Origin of the sequence: Pontibacter mucosus (assembly GCF_003054055.1) — a bacterium.
GTDB classification, from domain to species: domain Bacteria; phylum Bacteroidota; class Bacteroidia; order Cytophagales; family Hymenobacteraceae; genus Pontibacter; species Pontibacter mucosus.
The window spans coordinates 84,938-103,235 of sequence record NZ_QBKI01000002.1 but is presented as its reverse complement, the minus strand read 5'-3'; the positions used below and the strand labels follow the sequence as shown (position 1 = coordinate 103,235).

Annotated in this window: 19 protein-coding genes; 9 read left to right on the top strand and 10 right to left on the bottom strand. The window is 54.3% G+C overall.

The genetic code is table 11. The annotated features are described in order from the left end of the window. Positions 1-9 precede the first annotated feature (9 nt). Positions 10-621: a MarC family protein gene (locus tag C8N40_RS04090; RefSeq protein WP_108210527.1), complete on the bottom strand. Its 612-nt coding sequence runs from the start codon at positions 619-621 to the stop codon at positions 10-12. Positions 622-731: 110 nt separating this feature from the next. Further along, positions 732-1,412, bottom strand: a complete 681-nt coding sequence (locus C8N40_RS04085; protein ID WP_108210526.1) for a site-2 protease family protein — start codon at positions 1,410-1,412, stop codon at positions 732-734. A gap of 198 nt (positions 1,413-1,610) precedes the next feature. On the opposite strand from C8N40_RS04085, the gene C8N40_RS04080 reads away from it, so the two are divergent. Next, on the top strand, positions 1,611-2,525 hold the full coding sequence (locus C8N40_RS04080) for a YihY/virulence factor BrkB family protein (protein WP_108210525.1): 915 nt from the start codon (positions 1,611-1,613) through the stop codon (positions 2,523-2,525). Positions 2,526-2,589: 64 nt separating this feature from the next. Here C8N40_RS04080 and C8N40_RS04075 read toward each other — a convergent pair whose 3' ends face one another. From C8N40_RS04075 to C8N40_RS04065, 3 genes are all read right to left on the bottom strand, one after another. Then, positions 2,590-2,829 (bottom strand): hypothetical protein, encoded by a 240-nt coding sequence (locus C8N40_RS04075; RefSeq protein WP_425440652.1) that lies wholly within the window; start codon positions 2,827-2,829, stop codon positions 2,590-2,592. Between the two features lie 220 nt (positions 2,830-3,049). Further along, on the bottom strand, positions 3,050-4,816 hold the full coding sequence (locus C8N40_RS04070; protein ID WP_108210523.1) for a chloride channel protein: 1,767 nt from the start codon (positions 4,814-4,816) through the stop codon (positions 3,050-3,052). A gap of 370 nt (positions 4,817-5,186) precedes the next feature. After that, positions 5,187-5,720, bottom strand: coding sequence for a YceI family protein (locus tag C8N40_RS04065; protein ID WP_108210522.1), 534 nt, complete (start codon positions 5,718-5,720; stop codon positions 5,187-5,189). A 287-nt stretch (positions 5,721-6,007) separates the two neighbouring features. Between C8N40_RS04065 and C8N40_RS04060 the strand changes: the two genes are divergently transcribed. Both C8N40_RS04060 and C8N40_RS04055 read left to right on the top strand, forming a co-directional pair. Continuing rightward, positions 6,008-6,979 (top strand): aldo/keto reductase, encoded by a 972-nt coding sequence (locus C8N40_RS04060; protein WP_108210952.1) that lies wholly within the window; start codon positions 6,008-6,010, stop codon positions 6,977-6,979. A 139-nt stretch (positions 6,980-7,118) separates the two neighbouring features. Next, the gene (locus tag C8N40_RS04055; protein ID WP_108210521.1) at positions 7,119-7,568 is read left to right on the top strand and encodes a GNAT family N-acetyltransferase; all 450 of its coding nucleotides are present in this window, start codon (positions 7,119-7,121) and stop codon (positions 7,566-7,568) included. Positions 7,569-8,533: 965 nt separating this feature from the next. Here the strand turns inward: C8N40_RS04055 and C8N40_RS04050 are convergent. Continuing rightward, positions 8,534-9,784, bottom strand: a complete 1,251-nt coding sequence (locus C8N40_RS04050) for a multidrug effflux MFS transporter (protein WP_108210520.1) — start codon at positions 9,782-9,784, stop codon at positions 8,534-8,536. 117 nt (positions 9,785-9,901) lie between these two features. Here C8N40_RS04050 and C8N40_RS04045 point away from each other — a divergent pair, with 117 nt between their 5' ends. Next, complete coding sequence (locus C8N40_RS04045) at positions 9,902-10,153, top strand: DUF3820 family protein (protein WP_108210519.1); 252 nt, start codon at positions 9,902-9,904, stop codon at positions 10,151-10,153. A 2-nt stretch (positions 10,154-10,155) separates the two neighbouring features. On the opposite strand, the gene C8N40_RS04040 is transcribed toward C8N40_RS04045, so the two are convergent. After that, positions 10,156-10,722: a pseudouridine synthase gene (locus C8N40_RS04040; protein WP_108210518.1), complete on the bottom strand. Its 567-nt coding sequence runs from the start codon at positions 10,720-10,722 to the stop codon at positions 10,156-10,158. Positions 10,723-10,915: 193 nt separating this feature from the next. Here C8N40_RS04040 and C8N40_RS04035 point away from each other — a divergent pair, with 193 nt between their 5' ends. Genes C8N40_RS04035 through C8N40_RS04025 form a run of 3 tightly spaced genes read left to right on the top strand, consistent with a single transcriptional unit; the run spans position 10,916 to position 12,588 of the window. Beyond that, the gene (locus C8N40_RS04035) at positions 10,916-11,614 is read left to right on the top strand and encodes a carboxypeptidase-like regulatory domain-containing protein (protein ID WP_146173505.1); all 699 of its coding nucleotides are present in this window, start codon (positions 10,916-10,918) and stop codon (positions 11,612-11,614) included. Between the two features lie 3 nt (positions 11,615-11,617). Next, positions 11,618-11,899: a GNAT family N-acetyltransferase gene (locus C8N40_RS04030; protein ID WP_108210516.1), complete on the top strand. Its 282-nt coding sequence runs from the start codon at positions 11,618-11,620 to the stop codon at positions 11,897-11,899. Between the two features lie 14 nt (positions 11,900-11,913). Continuing rightward, positions 11,914-12,588, top strand: a complete 675-nt coding sequence (locus tag C8N40_RS04025) for an outer membrane beta-barrel protein (RefSeq protein ID WP_108210515.1) — start codon at positions 11,914-11,916, stop codon at positions 12,586-12,588. 269 nt (positions 12,589-12,857) lie between these two features. Here C8N40_RS04025 and C8N40_RS04020 read toward each other — a convergent pair whose 3' ends face one another. Next, positions 12,858-14,381: a gluconokinase gene (locus C8N40_RS04020; RefSeq protein WP_245904986.1), complete on the bottom strand. Its 1,524-nt coding sequence runs from the start codon at positions 14,379-14,381 to the stop codon at positions 12,858-12,860. A 652-nt stretch (positions 14,382-15,033) separates the two neighbouring features. On the opposite strand from C8N40_RS04020, the gene C8N40_RS04015 reads away from it, so the two are divergent. Continuing rightward, entirely contained in the window at positions 15,034-15,444 is a 411-nt protein-coding gene (locus C8N40_RS04015; protein ID WP_092104472.1) for a hypothetical protein, read from the top strand. Between the two features lie 11 nt (positions 15,445-15,455). Here the strand turns inward: C8N40_RS04015 and C8N40_RS04010 are convergent, their stop codons facing one another. Together C8N40_RS04010 and C8N40_RS04005 are read right to left on the bottom strand one after the other, a co-directional pair. After that, positions 15,456-15,944: an META domain-containing protein gene (locus tag C8N40_RS04010; RefSeq protein WP_108210514.1), complete on the bottom strand. Its 489-nt coding sequence runs from the start codon at positions 15,942-15,944 to the stop codon at positions 15,456-15,458. Positions 15,945-16,066: 122 nt separating this feature from the next. Further along, positions 16,067-16,858, bottom strand: coding sequence for a hypothetical protein (locus tag C8N40_RS04005; protein ID WP_108210513.1), 792 nt, complete (start codon positions 16,856-16,858; stop codon positions 16,067-16,069). 343 nt (positions 16,859-17,201) lie between these two features. Between C8N40_RS04005 and C8N40_RS04000 the strand changes: the two genes are divergently transcribed. Then, positions 17,202-18,251 (top strand): alkaline phosphatase D family protein, encoded by a 1,050-nt coding sequence (locus tag C8N40_RS04000; protein ID WP_108210512.1) that lies wholly within the window; start codon positions 17,202-17,204, stop codon positions 18,249-18,251. The last annotated feature ends 47 nt before the right edge of the window (positions 18,252-18,298 follow it).

The following is an 18,298-nucleotide window of genomic DNA, read 5'->3' as shown; positions in this document are numbered from 1 at the left end:
AGGAATCTGCTAGAGCATCTCGGTGGTGACTAAGTTTCGTATGCCCGTTACGATCATGTCGATGCCGATAGCGCCCAGGAAGAAACCGTTGATGCGCAGCAGCAGCTCCATGTTCTTGTCGAAGGCAAGCTGCACCTTTTTGGAGCGCATGCCCCGGCGCATGTTTTTAAGCCCCATAATCGTGGCGAAGTTTATCAGCATGATGATCACCAGCGAAACCACCCCCTGCCACAGCACCAGTTGCTCCGACATCAGCACCGTGAGCGATATGGTGCCTGCGCCCACCATAAATGGCAGGGCAATTTCTGAGGCCAGGTCGTGTAAGTCGCCTTTTATCTGAATAAAGGCTTTCTTGCCCTGCACAATGAAGATGTACGCAAAGGAAAACAGCACCACGCCGCCAAATATCCGGAAAGACTCAAAGTCGATGCGGAACACTTTCTGAAACACCAGGTCGCCGAGCAGCAGAAACACCAGGTAAATGCCGAAGGAGATACTGCTGGCTTTGATAAAAACAGACCGAAAATCCTCATCCGAGAGGTCGCTCATCACAGGCTTCAGGTACAGGAAGAGGGCAAAAGGGTTAAGCATCACCAGAAAACTAACTATCGCTGTAATCATAGAATCAGTAGTGGTTTAGGTGCCTTTACCTACGAAGCATGGTGCAGGTAGATGTGTAAGGCGGGAAATTAACCTGTTCGGATGCTGGCAAAGTATAAATGCCGGGAGCCTTATAGCGGCACCCGCGGGTAGTTGCATACCTCCATTTCTTCGCCGCTTTTGGTGTTGATCAGGCGGCTGGGGCGATTTTGTTGTGCCAGCTCATGCGCCCTGGACAGGGCCTCTTCCTCCTCCCTGAAAGTCTCTACAACTGTTTTACTGTGATCCAGCACCTGCCACTGATCCTTTTCCTTATCCCACGTAATGCGGTAAATGCTTTCCCGGATGTGGGGCTTATTCCGGATCAAGTCAAGTATAACTTTGCCGTCGCTGTAGGTGCCATCGGGGTAAGGCATGGGCAGCAGCGCAAAGAAAATGTAGTACATCGAGAAGTAGGTAAACTGGTACGTTAGCATACCAGGCTCCACCACCTCTTCCTCCACCAGGTACATCGCAACAAGCGTCGATGCTGCGTTAAACAGCACTCCTCCCAAAAAGATGAGAATATTTGCCAGACGGTGGTTGCGCCGCAGGTTGTCGAAAGAGCAGAGGCCGTACCAGAAGTAATATTTGTGTACTTCCAGCATGCCCACGCGGAAGAGCACATCTCCGGTGCCCACGGTTACTTTGATGTTTCTGCCCCCCATCAGCCAGGCAAAAAACACGTGGCCTGCCTCGTGGATAAAAGAGATGATCGGGAGCACGAGGAAGAAGGCCAGAAAGAATTTGGGAATATCGTTGATACCAAACATTGTTATCTGTTACGTTTCCCGGCAGGATTGTTCCGGAGTGGCGCCTGCCATACTTGCCGGAAGGCTGTTTTCCGATAGGGCGCTGTAACGTGTAACCAGCCTTACCGCCTGCTCTCAAATTCCTTTTTTCCTGCCGCACAAAGCGAGAACCTGCCGGGCGCCTGCGCGTTAAATTAGTCCTTACCAAACGCAAAACGATTGAAGACGCTCCTGCAGACAAGCTGGCAAATACTTAAGGAATCCAAAAAGAACTTTCAGCAAGGCGAGCCTATTGTGTATAGCGCCGCCATCGCCTTCTTCACCATATTCTCGTTGCCGGCCATACTTATTTTCCTGTCATTTTTCGGCTCTCTCTTTTTTACGGAGGATGCCGTGCAGCAGAAACTGGTAAAGCACATAGAGGAACTGATAAGCCGGGAAGCAGCTGCACAGGTAAGCGAGGTGCTGGCCAACCTGACGGAGATTCCGGTCAGCTTCTGGGGCATCGTCATTGGCCTGGCCGTGATTATCAAGAGCGCCACGATCATCTTTTTTATTGTTCAGAAAGCGCTTAACGCGGTGTGGCAGGTAAGGGTAAAGCACCAGGTAAACTACCTGACCCTGCTAAAGCACAGGGTGCCCACCCTACTGGTTGTGGCCAGCCTCGGCTTCCTGTTTATGACCAGTATTTTGCTGGACATGGTGCTGAGCATTTACAGCGAGCAGTTGCAGGATCTGTTTGAGGAGTATCTGAGCCCTGCCATTCGCACCATCAACACGGCCTTTAATATCCTGATGATGCTGATGTTTTTCACGGCTATACACAAAGTGCTTCCGGATGCGCAGGTAGGCTGGAAAAATGCGCTCTCTGGCGGCATTATCACCTCGGTGCTTTTCCTGTTCGGCAAGGAGGTGATTAACCTGATACTGGAGAACGTGAAGATTACAGGCATCTATGCCACAGCCGGTTCGCTTGTGGTGCTGTTGCTGTGGGTGTTTTACTCCGCTGTCATCCTCATGCTGGGTGCCGAAGTGACCAAGGCCTATGCCGACTACCATAAGCGCGCCATCGCCCCATCGAAGATTGCCATAAAGTATAAGCGGGTAAGCCAGCGGGAGCCTGACGAAAGCTAAGCCCCTATACACAAAAAGAGGAAGCAGCTAGCCTCCTCTTTTTGTGTATAGATGGGGATAAATTCTAAGACTTATACTTGTCTTTGCCAAGTTGCTTTACCAGTTTGTTATACACTCCCAGCAGCAGGAATGATGGGGCCCACTGGCCTACAAACAGTGCCTCCTCGTCTTTTTTCATTACTTTAAGCGTGGCAGAAATTGCCATAGAACCCAGGGCAGCCCATAGGTACATATCAGACGGTATACGGGCGGTATACTCTTCTATTGCTGCGGCTACGGGACCTTCTTCTTTCTGTGGGTTCATTGAATCTGCTTTTCTTTTTAGATCGTTTGCATCCATAGTTTATATTCTGATTTAGAGTTATTGTTATTATTCCAGTTCAAACGCAGTATCCGCCGCTATTGTTATGGCTATCCGCTTTTTTCAGAGAAAAACCGCTCCTATATAGCAGAAAACGGCTTTTCTCTCCGGTGCCGGCTACCTAAGCCGCACGGCCAGGTATGGCCATCCTCCAAAATATCCGTCAGAAAAACCTGTTCACCTTGGTCAGCTCCTTGCGGTACTGCGTCAGCAGGCGGCTCTTGGAAATGAAGCCCTTAAACTTGCCTTTCCGCACCACCGGCAACGACCACAACTTATGGGTATCGAACTTATCGAGCACCTCGGCAGCGGGCTCGTCTATCTCCACCACAGCCTCGGGCGGATGCATCAGGTCGCGGGCCTGTATGGTGTCGTAATTAGAAGTGTCCCCGAGCCGCTGCCGGAAGTCGTTCAGGGTGATGATGCCTTTGAGCATGCCCTTCTCATCGAGCACCTGCAGCACGTCCTTGTTTGACTTGGCGAAGCTCTCCACCACCTCCCGGAACGCGGCGTCCTCCGTCACCGCCGAACCGCCGTCCTCCACCAGTTGCTTAATGTTCAGCTGGTTTAACAGGATGCGATCCACACGCAGCGCCTTGCTCTGGCCCTTGGGCTGCACCACGTTGCGGCTCAGGTTCTCGATGTAATACTTCAGGAAATAGGAAACCGCGCACACCAGCATCAGCGGCACAAACAACTGGTAGCTCTGCGTAATCTCCGCCACAAGGAAGATGGCTGTCACCGGGGCGTTCATGATGCAGGCAAACACACTGGCCATGCCCAGGAAGATGTACGTTGCCTGGTTGAGCTCATAAAACGGGAAAACCAGTTCCGCCACCTTGTAAAATAGAAAACCCATCAAGCCTCCCGTGATGATGGAGGGGGCAAAGTACCCGCCCTCACCGCCTGAGTTAACGCAGATACCCGTGCTGATGGGCTTGGCCAGTGTTATCAGCGAAAAGAAGAAGAGGTTGAACCACACGGTATTCGGCAGCACCGCCAGCGGGGAGTTGACAAAAAGCGAGCGTTCCTCGTTGTTGAGCAAGGCGTTTATACTCACGTACCCCTCGCCATACATGGGCGGCAGCAGGTAGATGATGCAGCCCAGCGTGATGCCCCCTATCAGCGCCCGCATGTATGCATTCTTTATCCGCGACAGGTACATGGCGCAATAGCTGTAGGTCTTGAGCAGGTAATTGGACATCAGGTAGCCCAGCACGCCCAGCAGTACAATCAATGGAATCTGCTCATAGGTAAAGTCGGTGAGGGGTACCTGGAAGCGCAGGTGCTCGCCCATGATAAACTCGAACAGGATCTTACCGGCCGCCGCCGCCACCAGCAAGGGTATCAGCAGGGTGGGCGTAAACTCCGGCAGTATGGTTTCGAGGGCAAAAATGAAGCCTCCCATGGGCGCGTTGTACACCGCCGAGATGCCCGCCGCCACGCCACACCCGATCAGCAGGGTGCGCAGCCGGTAGCCCAGCCCCAGAAAACGCCCCACGTTGGAGCCCACCGCCGCCCCGCTGGAGATAATGGCCGCCTCCACCCCGGAGCTGCCGCCAAAACCAATGGTCAGGCCCGTGGTGACGAACTTAGAGTACACCAGCCGCAGCTTGATAATGGAAGAGTGGTTCTCAATGGCGTCTATCACGTGGCGCGCGCCGCCAAAGTAGGCCGTTTTCTTAAAGATGTTCCGGTTGATGAACGTTACGAGCAGGAAACCGATAAGCGGCAGCAGAAAGTATAGCAACTTGGGCGCAAAGTACACCGCATACTGCTCTATGTAAAAAATAATGGTTTTAATAAGTATGGCGGAGAGCCCGACAATAGAGCCGACCACCACGCTCAACACAAAAGGCATCACACGGTTGTTGCTCTGCTTCTTTCGCCATTTTAAAAACGCCAGTTGATAACGGTTTAACCTGCTCATGTTTTAGGGCATCTGCCTGCTATACGTGTGCATATGCCAGTGATGTAAGAAATAATGATGCGTCGTCCTGTTTTGCCGGGGCAAATGGCAATTGCCCCACGCCACTCCTCCGACAACGAAAGTTTCAGCAAATGGCTGCATCAATCCCTTATTTCGTCATCAGCCGGGTTTCGCCAGCTGCTTCTAAAGCGCAACTGTTTTTCGAAAAAGCTGACACGTGCTGTCGGGGCAGTGGCTATAGGTTATACCTGCTATACGTTGCCCAGAGCCAAAGCAGGAACTAAGGCCCCGGGAAAGTATAAAAGCTCCTAAGTCGTGCGCCCGGAGCTTTATACTTTATACTTCCCGAAAGTGTGGTTTATACTTTCGCCTACTGTTTCACCAGCTGTATTTCGCAGTTTAGCTTTATCTCATCGCTTACCACCACGCTGCCGGCCTCTGTCACGGCATCCCACATCAGGCCATAGTCCTTGCGGTTTATTTTACCGGTTACGGTAAAGCCGGCCTTGGTCTGCCCGTAGGGGTCTACCACAATGCCTCCGAACTCCACATTCACGGTTACAGGCTTGGTGGTACCGCGGATGGTGAGGTCGCCATGAAGTTTATACTCGTTCTCCCCTACCTTCTCAAAGTTTTTGCCCTCATACTTTACCTGCCCATGGCTGGCCGCATCAAAAAAGTCTGCCGACTTCAGGTGCGTGTCGCGCTGCTCGTTGTTGGTGCTGATGGAGTCCACATCCGCCGTAAACAGGATCTTGGAAGCTTTGGTAAAGTCATCATCCTCGGTCTCTACCTCCACGTTAAAATGTCCGAAGTAGCCTGTCACTGTCGTGATCATCAGGTGCTTTACCTTAAACTGTACTTCGCTGTGCATTGGGTCTGTTACCCACCTTGTTGTAGCCATAGTTTCTGTTCCTTTAAGATACATGTACTTATAAGGTTTTCGGAAGCAACAGGTTACATTTCCGGAAGAAACGCTATAGCTAACCGTCATCCAGCCTCACTGCCGCGTCTCCACCGAAAGGAAAAACCTCCCATAGATACGTAGTGCCTGCCCACGGCATATCTCTCAAAGTATGGAAGGCGGAACTTATACTTTGCAGGGAAGAAGGTGATTTCCTGGTGAAGCACAAACGCTATACTACTTATCCAGCTTTTTCGTACTTTAGAATCCTACCAAAAGACATACTGATGCAATACAGACGATTTGGCCGCACAGGCTGGAACATAAGCGAAGTAGGCTACGGCATGTGGGGCATGGCCGGCTGGAAAGAATCCGACGACCGGCAGTCGGAGCAATCTTTGGATTTGGCCGTGGCGCGCGGCTGCAACTTTTTCGACACGGCCTGGGGCTATGGCGAAGGGCACAGCGAGCAACTGCTGGGAAAGCTACTGAAGCGCCACCCGGACAAGCGCCTTTACGTGGCCACCAAAATCCCACCCAAGAATTTTACCTGGCCCTCCCGGCCCGAGTTTAAGCTGGAGGAGGTTTTCCCGGCAAGCCACATCATCGAGTACACTGAGAAAAGCCTGAAAAACCTGGGCGTGGAGACGATAGACCTGCAGCAGTTTCATGTGTGGGAAGACGCCTGGGCAGGGCATGAGGAGTGGCAGCGCGCCGTGGAGCAGCTGAAGGCCGACGGCAAGATTCAGCACATGGGCATCAGCGTGAACCGCTGGGAGCCGGAAAATGTGCTGAACACGCTGCGTACCGGCCACATCAGCGCCGTGCAGGTGATCTACAACATCTTCGACCAGGCACCGGAGGATTCTCTTTTCCCGCTTTGCGAGAAGCTGGACATCGGCATCATCGCCCGCGTTCCCTTTGATGAGGGCACCCTCACCGGCAACCTTACCAAAGACACCACCTTCCCAGAGGGCGACTGGCGCAACACTTACTTCGTGCCCGAGAACCTGCACAGCAGCGTAGACCGTGCCGAGAAACTGCGACCGCTGGTACCCGGAAGTATGACGATGGCCGAGATGGCCCTGCGCTTTATACTTAGTAATCCACACGTGAGCACCACCATTCCCGGCATGCGCAAGGCCAACCACGTGGAAAGCAACCTGGCTGCCAGCGACGGCAAGGGCCTACCCGAGGATCTGCTGCAGGAGCTGAAAGCCCACCGCTGGGACCGCCAGCCAACCAAATGGTCGCAGTAGTAAAAGTATAACAGGGCAAGTGCCCGCCTGCAAAGTATAAATGGGGCCGCTGCCAGCGATGCAGCGGCTTTTTTTGTACCCATAGCTGCGGGATGTATGCTATCTTTGCAACCTGGATTTCTGAATTAGACCGCCCGGCATGAGCCTTACCAAGATAAGCAAAGCCTTTGATGCGCTTACCCCGCACGAGATGTATGAGCTGCTGCGCCTGCGCAGCGAGGTGTTTGTAGTGGAGCAAGCCTGCGTGTTCCTCGACATGGACAACAAGGACCAGCAGTGCCAGCACCTGCTGCTCTACCAGGACGGCGAACTGGTAGCCACCTCGCGCCTGGTGCCGCCCGGCCTCTCCTACCCCGACGCCATGTCTATCGGCCGCATCGTGACCAGCATGAAAGTACGCGGCACGGGCTTGGGCAGGGTTTTGGTGGATTACTCAATTGAAGAATGCTACCGTCTTTACGGCCACGGCCCTATCAAAATCGGGGCACAAGTATATGCCAAAGGCTTCTACGAGAGCTTCGGCTTTGTGCAGTCCGGCCCGGAGTATGACGAGGACGGCATACCGCATATTGAGATGACGAAGGAGTAGGATCTCTTTTCGGTTGGTGTAGTATAAACCCTGCCACTGGGAGCTGCGCTCGGCACCTTCGAACCAGCGTCCTTGCTTTAACCAGAAGACCTTGTGATGTCCGCAGGTCCCGCGAGCATCTGGCCTTGGCTATACTTTATACTTCTGCTGTTCCGGACTTCTTTGTCCGGAATTTCTTCTGCTGCGGACATCCTTGTCCGCGTTTTGCAGTACCGGGTCCAACCACCCCTTGCCCCTCCTTGGCTAAGGCGGGGAGCCTGTCGTTACTTTGGCTGAAGTATAAGTTTCATTGTTTCCTTCCTAGCGCGGACAGGTCGCGACCTGTCCCTACAAGTATAACCCCATCTCTCGCACCTCCCTGAGAGGGAAATTTCTGTTAACTATTACACCCCTATAGTCCCCTCAAGGGGACAGTTTATACTTACTCTGTCATCTCGAGTACTCTCGAGGCGGGAGCCGAAGAGAGCCAGCGTAGCTGTGAGAGATCTATCGGGAATTCTAACCAGAACTCTCATTTCATTCGAGATGACATCTAAAGCCACAGCTATCGAGCCTGTTCCCAGCCTTTGGGTGGGGGTAGGGGCCCTCGTATAAAGAGCGCCTTGTAGATTTCTGGTGCCGCCTTAGCGGCATTGCGACCGAAGGGTAGCAAAGGAAATGTACACCGCGCGATGCCCGAAGGCGAGGCCTCCCGGCCTGGGAGGGCAGAAAGCGGGAGATGAAACAATAGGCTTGTAAGGCTGGAGGATGAACAGAAGCTAGTAAGGATAGCTTGTGTCAAGTTATAGGAAGCAGTGGCTATGAAAGTATAGCCAGCAAGTATAAGGTATAGTTTAATGCGGACTAGGAAGTCCGAATCAGAAGTGGTTCCGGACACGGATGTCCGGAACAGCAGAGGCTCAAGTTGCAGGAAGCAGCGGCTATGAAAATATAAACCAGTAAGCTTAGCCAAAGTATAACGTCCCCTACCGCTCCTGCCCCGTCGATAGCAGCACGGAAGTATCTTCTTCCACAGCGCGGCGGCTGGCGCGGTAGCGTATGGTGCGCTGGCCCAGCAAGAGCAGCACCAGCCCAATTACCGAGCAACCCGCCATCACGCTGACCATCGGCAAGGCCGTTCCGGTGTGCATCACACTTACCGCCGCCGACATCAAACCACCCATCGCCATCCGGAAGCTTCCCAATAAGGCGGCCGCACTTCCCGTGTTCTTGCTGAAAGGCGCCAGGGAAAGTGCCGTGGCATTCGGGTTGAGAAGGCCCTGGCCAGTCAGGAAAACGAACAGCAGCAGAATCAAGGTGAGTATGCTGAACCATCCATAGTAGGTACCCACCACCAGCAGAATGCCCACCGCAGTCTGGTAGAAGAGGGTAAAGTTGATCACCTGCTCACTCTTAAATCTGTTCAGGATGATGTGGTTGAGCTGTGTGGAGCCGATCATGGCAAAGGCCAGAAACGCGAAGATCCAGCCGTACTCCTGCTCGCTCACCTTGTAAATATTCATGAACACGTCGGCAGAGCCGGCGATGTAGGCAAAGGGCGCCGCCGTGGCAATGCCTCCGGCCAGGGTATAGAGCAGAAACTGCTCCTGCTTCAGCACCGAGATAAAGCTTTTCAGCACTGGCTTCGGTTTCAGGGAAATAGAGGGATCGGCAGGCCGTCCTTCCGGCAGGAAAAAGTATACGCCCAGCATGATCAGGGCCGTGATGACGGCAAGTATCACGAACACCGAGTGCCAGCCAAAGGCCGCCGTCACGTAGCCTCCCAAGGTAGGCGCCACCATCGGCGACACGGCAATCACCAGCGTGAGCAGCGAGAAGGCCTGCGCGGTTTTGTTTACCGGGAAGATATCGCGCACCAGCGCCTGCGCCGCCACCATGCCCACGCAGCCCCCAATGGCCTGCAGAAACCGCATCAGCACAAAGGAGTTGATGGACTCGGTGTAGGCACAGGCCAGCGACGTGAGGATGTAGATGATAAGCCCGACGTACAGGGGCTTCTTGCGGCCGTAGCGGTCCAGGAGCGGCCCGTACAGCAGCTGCCCCACCGAAATACCCACCAGGTAAGCCGTCAGTGATAGCTGTACTTGCGCAATGGTAGTTTTCAGGTCGGAGGCAATGGCCGGGAAGCCGGGCAGGTACATATCAATCGAGAAGGGACTGATAGTGGCCAGCGAGCCCAGGATAAGGATGATGACAAAATATTGCTTTCGCGTCATGTATAGTATTCAGAAAAGGCGTCAAAGTTACAACATAAATTAGTCTCCGCAGAAGGAGCACAGAGGTATATAACCTTTAACTTGGCACAAAGTTTCGGATTGTTTACCTTGCCGGTCATGCAAGACCCATCAGCCCAACCCAACTCCTCCATCCTGCAGGAACTCGTACTGCACCGCATGCCCTTCGGCAAGTATAGAGACACGCTCCTCTGCGATTTGCCTGTCTCCTACCTGGAGTGGTTTGCCAGCAAGGGCTTTCCGCCGGGCAAGCTGGGCATGCAACTGGCTACCATGTTCGAGATTAAAACTAACGGCTTGGAGTACCTGCTCGTTCCGCTCAAGCGCCAGGCAGGCGGCCGCAAAGTATAAATTCAGCCTACATCAAAGGCGCTTACCTCCCGCACCTCGCCGGCACCCATTTCGCTTACCGTGACATGACCGATGCGCACCCGCACCAGCCGCAGTGTGGGGAAACCGATGGCGGCCGTCATTTTGCGCACCTGCCGGAACTTGCCTTCTGTGAGGGTGATGGATACCCAGCTGGTGGGGCCGTGCCGCTCGTCGCGGATGCGCCTGGCACGCTCGGGTAGTTCGGGCGTGGCCTCCAGCCGCTGCACCCGGCAGGGCTTGGTCTGGTGCCACTCTTTTTCGGTGCGGATGGCAATACCCTCCCTTAGTTGCTGCAGCGCCTCCTCGGTAATCACGCCATCCACCTGCGCGTAGTACTCTTTCTCCACTTTGGTGCTGCGCACCGCCTCGCTCACTTTCCCGTCCGTTGTCAGCAGCAGCAGCCCTTCGCTGTCCTCGTCCAGGCGACCTATGCTCATGGTGCCTTCGGGAAAATCGTGCAGCTCGCCCAGCACTTTCTTTTTCCGGGTTTCGCTGATAAACTGGCTGATGTAGCCGTAGGGTTTGAAAAGTATAAAGTGGCGGTGCATGGCAGGAGGCTTTTTCCGGGTGCAAAGGTACGGGTATGGATTTATACTTTCCAGTTGCAACCATACTTCTGCTAAAAGGGTCCTGGTGATAAAGGCCTAGCCGCTTATCTTTCTGCACGTTATCCTTTCAGAAACATGAAAGTTTACATGCTGAAATGCATATATTGCAGGTAAATCCCAAAGGCACCATCACATGAAAACACACGCCGGTTTATACTTCGTTTTGATTTGCCTTGTCTGCTGCCTCGCCTCCTGCGACCTCCACAAGTATGACTATGTCAGCAAGTACTGCCCCGGCTCCTGCACCGTTATCAAAGGCCGGATAAGCGACCTGAACGGCCAGCCGGTTGCCGGCACCACCCTGCGCATCAAGTGGCGTAACGACGGCTACCTGCAGCCAGCCTACACCACCGAGAAAGCCACTGCCACCACCGATATGAACGGGAACTACGAGCTGCGCTTCCTGCTCCGCGACAGCGAACTGGAGAAAGGCTACTTCCAGATAGAGGCTAACCAGGGTCTGGATGCTTACCTGGGCTGCAAAGCCGACAACCTGTGGCCCCCCCGTAGCCTCGCCCGCGATACCACCATCATCCAAAACTATACCATCGCCTCCGCGGCCTTGCTGGAGTTCATCCCCGACAGCCAGGACCCTGAACAGCCGCCACAGGAGCGCTACCAGGCCCTGGTAAAGTATAAAATGAACCCTACGGACACAGACAGTTGCACCTATGCCTTTGACGGCAGCTGGGGATACCTGAGGGGGCAAGTATACGTGCCTGCAGACATACCCGTGGTGGTGTATACTTTGAAGCCAGGCGCCGCAATGACAAAAAAAGACATGCTGACGCTGCAGTCGGGGGAAAGGCGGCGCTATACCTTAACGTTTTAAAGTATGCAATACGAGATCATTCACGAAGAGAAATACCAGCAGTTTACCGCCCGGCTGGAGCAGGACGAGGAAGCCGAACTGGCTTACGCCAAGCCCGAAGACGGCGTGTTGGACCTGACGCATACCTTTGTGCCGGAGGCTTACCGCGGCACCGGCCTGGCGCAGGAACTCATCAACACGGCCCTGGCCTATGCCCGCCGCCACAACCTGAAAATCATCGCCACCTGTGTAGCCGTGAAAAAGCACATCGCGCAGCACCCCGAGCACCAGGATTTGCTGCACTAATCCATACTTCCTCTATGAAGCGATTTATACTTTATACTTTCCTGCTGCTACTGGCTTTGCCGGCCCTTGCCCAAACAGAGGCCGAACCCTTGAAACAACACCTGGTGGGCCTGCAGGTGGGCACTGCCTTAGGGAGCGGTAACTTTGGTGATGCTGGTTTTGATGATGCCTACCCGGCCTTTGTCCGCGACGGGCTGCTGCTGACGGGCAGTTACCGCTACAGCCTCGGCCCGCATGTGGGCGTCGGCACTTCGGTGAGTTACCGCCACAACCGCTACGACCTGGATGCTTTTGTGGAGCCCGACGACGAACTGGTAACAGGTAAAAGTTCAGAGGCCTGGCGCTCCTGGTTTACGCTGGCCGATGTATACTTTAAGGTGCCCGTGCGGCAGGTGATGGAAGTATACCTGAAAGGCTCGGCAGGCGCCGCCTTTAACCGCAGCGCCTCCTGGCAGGTGCAAACTACTTATGGCGATATCCGGATGCCCGCCGACAAGGCCACGGCAGCGGCCTGGGGCTGGGGCAGCGGCGTCAATTTTATCACCAAACCGTTCCTCATCAGCCTGGAAGGAAGCATGCTCTACACCAAACCAATTCTGGAGGTGCTGAACACGCAGGGAAACCCGCTCCGCCACCGCCAATCCCTGAATACCTTTAACCTGAGCGTGGGCGTGCTCTACGATTTCTAAGGTTATACTTTGGTGGATGTCCGTAAAAAAATTTGCACAAATTTTCACGCCTTTCAAACAACCAAAAATTGCGTTTATAGCTCAGAAACAAGGATTTATACGCTTCCCGAACTTTTTCACCAAAAAAATTGAATAAATTTTTCACCTTTCCATAACCTTTCCTATGCCTTCCCGTTTATAAGTATGGCTAAAAGTTGAAAATAGATTACAAAGAAGCCGGAGATTCGACCCAAAGAATTTCTGGCTTCTTTGTTTCTATGCCTCCCTCCCTATACTTTGCTCAGTTGCACAAAACTCTCCTTCAGTTTCGGGTACAGCGACTCGAATATAGCATAGCTCCTGGCGTAGGTTTCGTGGGTATTCTGATCAGGTTCAAACGTTCTGCGCACCCGAATCATACTTTCCGCGGCCTCCAGCGAGGGCAGCAGGCCAAGCGCGTACATGCCCATGATGGCGGCCCCGAAGGCAGATCCCTCCCGCGTTTCCGTTAGCTGCACTTTCTTGCCGGTGACGTCGGCCAGCATTTGCACCCACAGCTCCGAGAAGCAAAAACCGCCGTTGGCATAAATGCAGGAAACAGGGCCAATCGTTTGCTCCAGCGCCTGCACCACACTGTTCACGCTATAGATCACCCCTTCCATCACGGCTCTTAGAAAGTGCGCCCTTTTGTGGTTGTACCCTGCCCCGATGAAACAGGCACGCGCCGCGCCATCCCAGATAGGTGCCCGCTCGCCGAGCAGGTAAGGCAGGAACAGCAGCCCCTCGGCACCAGGTTTTATACTTCCGGCCACCTCGTCCAGGAGCTCGTAGATGTCCTGTTCTTTGCGTGTGGCCTCCAGAGTTTCGGCAGCATAGAACGTATCCCGGAACCAGCGCAGCGCCACGCCGCCATTGTTCACTGCCCCGCCCAGCACAAAGTGATCCTTGTCCAGGATGTAGCTGAACACCCGCTCCTGCAAATCAGTGGCGGGTTGGTTGGCCATCATGCGCACGGCGCCACTGGTGCCAATGGTAACCACCGCCTCGCCGGGGCGCACGGCATGGGAGGCCAGGTTGGCTAGGCAGCCATCGCTGGCGCCAATCACGAACGGCGTGTCGGCGGGAAGGTGGAGCGCGTCGGCATCCGCTGACTGCAACCCCCTGAATGTATGGGTAGGCGGTACCGGCTCCGGCAACTTGTCCGGGCTTACGCCTGCCACCTGCAGCGCATCGGGGTGCCACGCAAACTCAAAAATATGGAAGAGCCCCGTGGCCGAGGCGATGGCATAATCCACTTTATACTCACCGAACAGCCGGTGCAGCACATACTCCTTTATCCCGATGAACTTGGCCGCCTGCTTGAACACCTCCGGCTGCTCCTGCCGCAGCCAGCACAGCTTCACGAGCGGCGACATGGGATGCACCGGGGTGCCGGTCTGCAGGTATATCTTGTGGCCTACCGCACTGCTCTTTATCTCATCGGCATAAGTATAACTGCGCGAATCGGCCCAGGTGTAGGAGTTGGTAAGTGGTTTACCGGCGGCATCTACCAGAATCAGGCTGTGCATGGCGCTACTGAAACTTACGCCCTCCACCATATGCCCCTGCTCCTGCAGCCATTTGGCTACGGCGCCTAGCGTGTTCAGCGCGGCCTGCAGCACCAGCTCCGGGTCCTGCTCTGCCTGCCCCGGCTCCAGGCTGATGATGGGGTACTCCTGCGTCTGCTGGTAGATCACCTCCCCGGTCCTAGAGAAAGCCACGACTTTGGTGCTGGTAGTGCCGATATCTACTCCTACCATGGTGTTTTGCTGCATAAGTGTATAGTTTACCCAATTTACGTAACCTCGGGCACAGGCTTTATACTTTTATAACTCCTGCCCAGAATTAAGCACAGCACCTTGTCGCTATACTTCTAGCTGTAAGGAATTTAGAAAATTTTCCTGGCATGTAACAGTACCCTACGGATGTGTAGCCAGCTATATACTTTAGCGCCTGCAACTTACCCGGTCAGGCACAGGTTTTACACATTCCAATCGGCCAGTAAAGTATAAATCTGATGCCGCACCTTACCTCCTCTCCACATTTTCTGGTCGTACTTGGAGCGTTTGAAAGTATAGCATACGTTTCGCTGCGTAACTTTCTGGTGCTGCAAAGCCTGCTTCCCATGTACCTCTACGGAGCGCCGGGAGCAACGTGTTTACAGTTAAACCCGTCCGGCTACCACGCGCCGGTGCGGGTAAAAGGGCATTTTCGGGTGTGGATAAAGTATGGAAATGTAGATAAACCGTGCTCGGCTGCAAGTATAGAAAAGTATAACCAACTGTTAATTAACCAGTTTAGCAAACATAGCTTCCACCACTCTCCACATCCGTGTAATATTTGTCCACATTCACATTTCGTACATAGTGATTACCTATTTTTGTAAAGCAAAAGACACTTACACATATCAGGAAATGGACAGTAGCGATGGTTAAGACAAATGTACACAGAGGCGAGGTTATCCGAGATGCCATAAAGGCTAGCGGCGTGGCAATTGGTGTAGTGGCCGAAAAAATGGGCATCAGCCGTAAAACGCTTTACAACAAGTTTAAAGAGTCCAGCATCCCGTACAGCTTTATCCTGAAGCTGGGCGAGGTGATTCACCACGACTTTGCACAGGATTTCCCACACCTGAGTAAAACTGTGAAAAAAGAGGCCCCGAAGGCGCAGCCGCAAATGAGCACCAACCTGCTCCTGCCCTTCGATAGCGAGCCCCAGGAAACCACCTACAAGCACAGCAACCTGCGCGACTGCGAGCAGGAACTGGTGAACCTGCAGCGCAAGTACATCAACCTGCTGGAGAAATTTAACGAGCTGCTGCTGAAGACACAGGTGTAAGCAAAGGCGGCCTAATCAATTATGATAGCCCCGTCGCGCCGCAGGTTTAGCTCTTCCTGCTCGTTACCGGCCCGGAACGTGGCCACGGCTGTTTCACCGGCGTAGAGCGTCAGCAGGTCCCCGGCAATCCGGAAACTACTTACCTGGCCAAGCAAGTCAAGCATCTTGTTCTCCTGCTCTATGTCGGGGCATGTCATCCGGGAAGAGCTGAGGTTGGAGATGCTAAGCTTCTGCCCGCTTAATTCATACTTGCCCGAGAACCTGTTGCAGCCGGTAAAGCCAACCACGCGGGCTTTGCCTTCCTCGAAGCGCACATAAGCCGTTTGGGTGTTTTGCGGACGCTGCACATCCTGCCCCTCCAGGGAGAACAGGACCCAATAAGCACCCAGAATGCTATCCGCCTCAGCGGCAGTGCTTTGTTTTTGCATGGTGCAGGCCGAGGTTGTCAGTATAAGTAAGAAGGCTGCAGCCCAAAGTAGAGGTGTTCGTTTTCTCATCATTTTTCTGCCGGTTTAACGTATAAATTTTCCTCTCCTAGTACGCAGCTCGTGCGCTTAGGTATGCCAAAAGCAAAGCCCGCGGCCAGGCCGCGGGCTTTGCTTTTATACTTACTAGCTGTTTCTTAACCTCTTGGCGACTCTTCGCCGTAGGCGCTTGGGCCGGAGTGGGCGCCGTAATCAGGCCCGGATGTTTCGCCGGGGCGGCGGTAGCGGCTGCTGCGCTGGCTGTGGTCGTAGTTGTCGTTGCGGTTAGTGCTGCGTATCTCCCCACGGTAGCGCTCATCGTCGCCGCTGTGGTGCCGGTTATAGTAATCGCGCTGGTAGTTGCTGCCGCGGAAGTCATTGTCCGAGCGCCTTTCCGGATGCTCGCCCCTATCATAGTAGGCATCGATGCCCAGCATATTATAGCCTCTGTCGGATCGGCCACGGTACATCTTCTCGTCCGTGTTGAAGTCTTCGTAGCGGCGGCCCTGCCCTCCGTACTGGTAACTGTTGTCCTGGCGGCTGTAGTTGCTTCCGGCGCTGTAGTTGGTGCTGCGCGGGTTGCCGTACGTGCCGTACACATCGCGCTCATCCCAGTTTATACCACTGTCGCGATCATACCCGCCACTCGGGTTGCGGCGGTTGCCCATATACGGGTTTGGATCGCCGTAATGGTAATGTTCGCCTCGCTCCGTTACGCCGCGGTGGCTGCTGGCGCCATAGCCGCCCACGGGGCCTCCGCTTCTGTAGCCAAAATTAGGGTCAGGGTTGGAGCTGCGCACGTCGCGGTACGCCGCATGCTCGTCGGGCAAGCCATAGTAGTTGCCGTGGCGGTTGCTGTAGCGGTCGCGGTAATTCTGGAAGCCATCGCTGCGGCTGGATCTATCGTCAAAATCGTTGTGTCTTCTGTGATCTCTTTCGTTTCTTTCCATAGTTATGCTGTTTATGATGTATTCTTATCCTATAAACGCACCCGCGCTTTATACGTTGGGTTTTGCCGGTGGTAACACGTTTACACCTGCCTACCTGACTTCAGGTAGAGGGCACCTTCTTTCTGTCGATGCAAATGATGCATTCATCTGACAGATTCGTTCACAACAGATTTATTTCGTACTTTTAAACAGATGCCACGAAGCTTTACTGCCATTTAGCTCACTACCGGCGTCAGGTTTAAAGTATTTGTTGTTTGTTAATTTTGTTGGACAACCCCTGCGCCCCCGGCACAGGGGTTGTTTTTTGGAACATTCCTCCCGCAGATGGTGTAGTAGGAACACTATGCAAATTGACAACCCAACTTTTAGCCGCAAAGCGCTGGTTGCCGTGCTTCTTTGCCTGCTCCCCTGCTACCGGCTGCTGGCGCAGCAGCACACCACCATCGCCTTTGGCTCCTGCAACAGCCAGGACGAGCCGCAGCCGCTGTGGCCCGCCGTGGTGGCCGCCTCGCCTGACCTGTGGGTGTGGCTGGGCGATAACATCTATGGCGACACCCACAACATGGACACGCTGGCCAGCAAGTATAACCGCCAGCTGCAGCACCCCGGGTACCAGGCGCTGCTGAAGACCACACCAATAACCGGCACCTGGGACGATCACGATTTCGGGCACAACGACGCCACCGCCACCTACAGCCAGAAAACGCAAAGCCAGCAGCTCTTCCTCGATTTTATGGGTGCGCCAGCCGATGCCCCGGTAAGAGAGCAGCAGGGGATCTACCGCACGTATACTTTGGGGGAGGGCAGCCAGAAAGTAAAAATCTTCCTGCTCGACACCCGCTACCACCTCGACCCGTTCCGGAGCCTCTTCGGCCTGTATTTGCCCAACTATGGCGGCGATGTGCTGGGGGAAGAGCAATGGAAGTGGCTGGAAGAGGAGCTGTCTGCCAGCGATGCCCAAATCAATATCATCGCCAGCAGCATGCAGATTCTCCCCACCGGGTATAGCTATACCAGTTGGGCGGCCTTCCCGAACGCACGCAAGCGCCTGCTTCGCCTGCTGGAAACAACACGCCCTGCCAACCCCATCCTGCTTTCCGGCGACCGCCACGTGGGCGAGCTGGCAAAAATAGAGTTGGAGGGGTATGAGCAGCCCGTCTATGAAATTACCTCCAGCGGCATGACGCACCACCGCAAGCCCAGCAAAGGCGGCAACCGCTACCGGGTGGGCGAGCAAATCGGGGCGCTTAACTTCGGGGTGATGCAAATTATCTGGGGCGATTCAGAAACCAGGGTTAGCCTCCAGATACGGGATGTAAAAAACTTGCCTTTATTGGAACAGACACTGGTTTTCAAGCAAGCGCCAATGGCCGTTCTAAGCGAGGCGCAATAAAAAAAGCGGGCCGCCAATGTATGGCAGCCCGCTTTTATACTTTACCG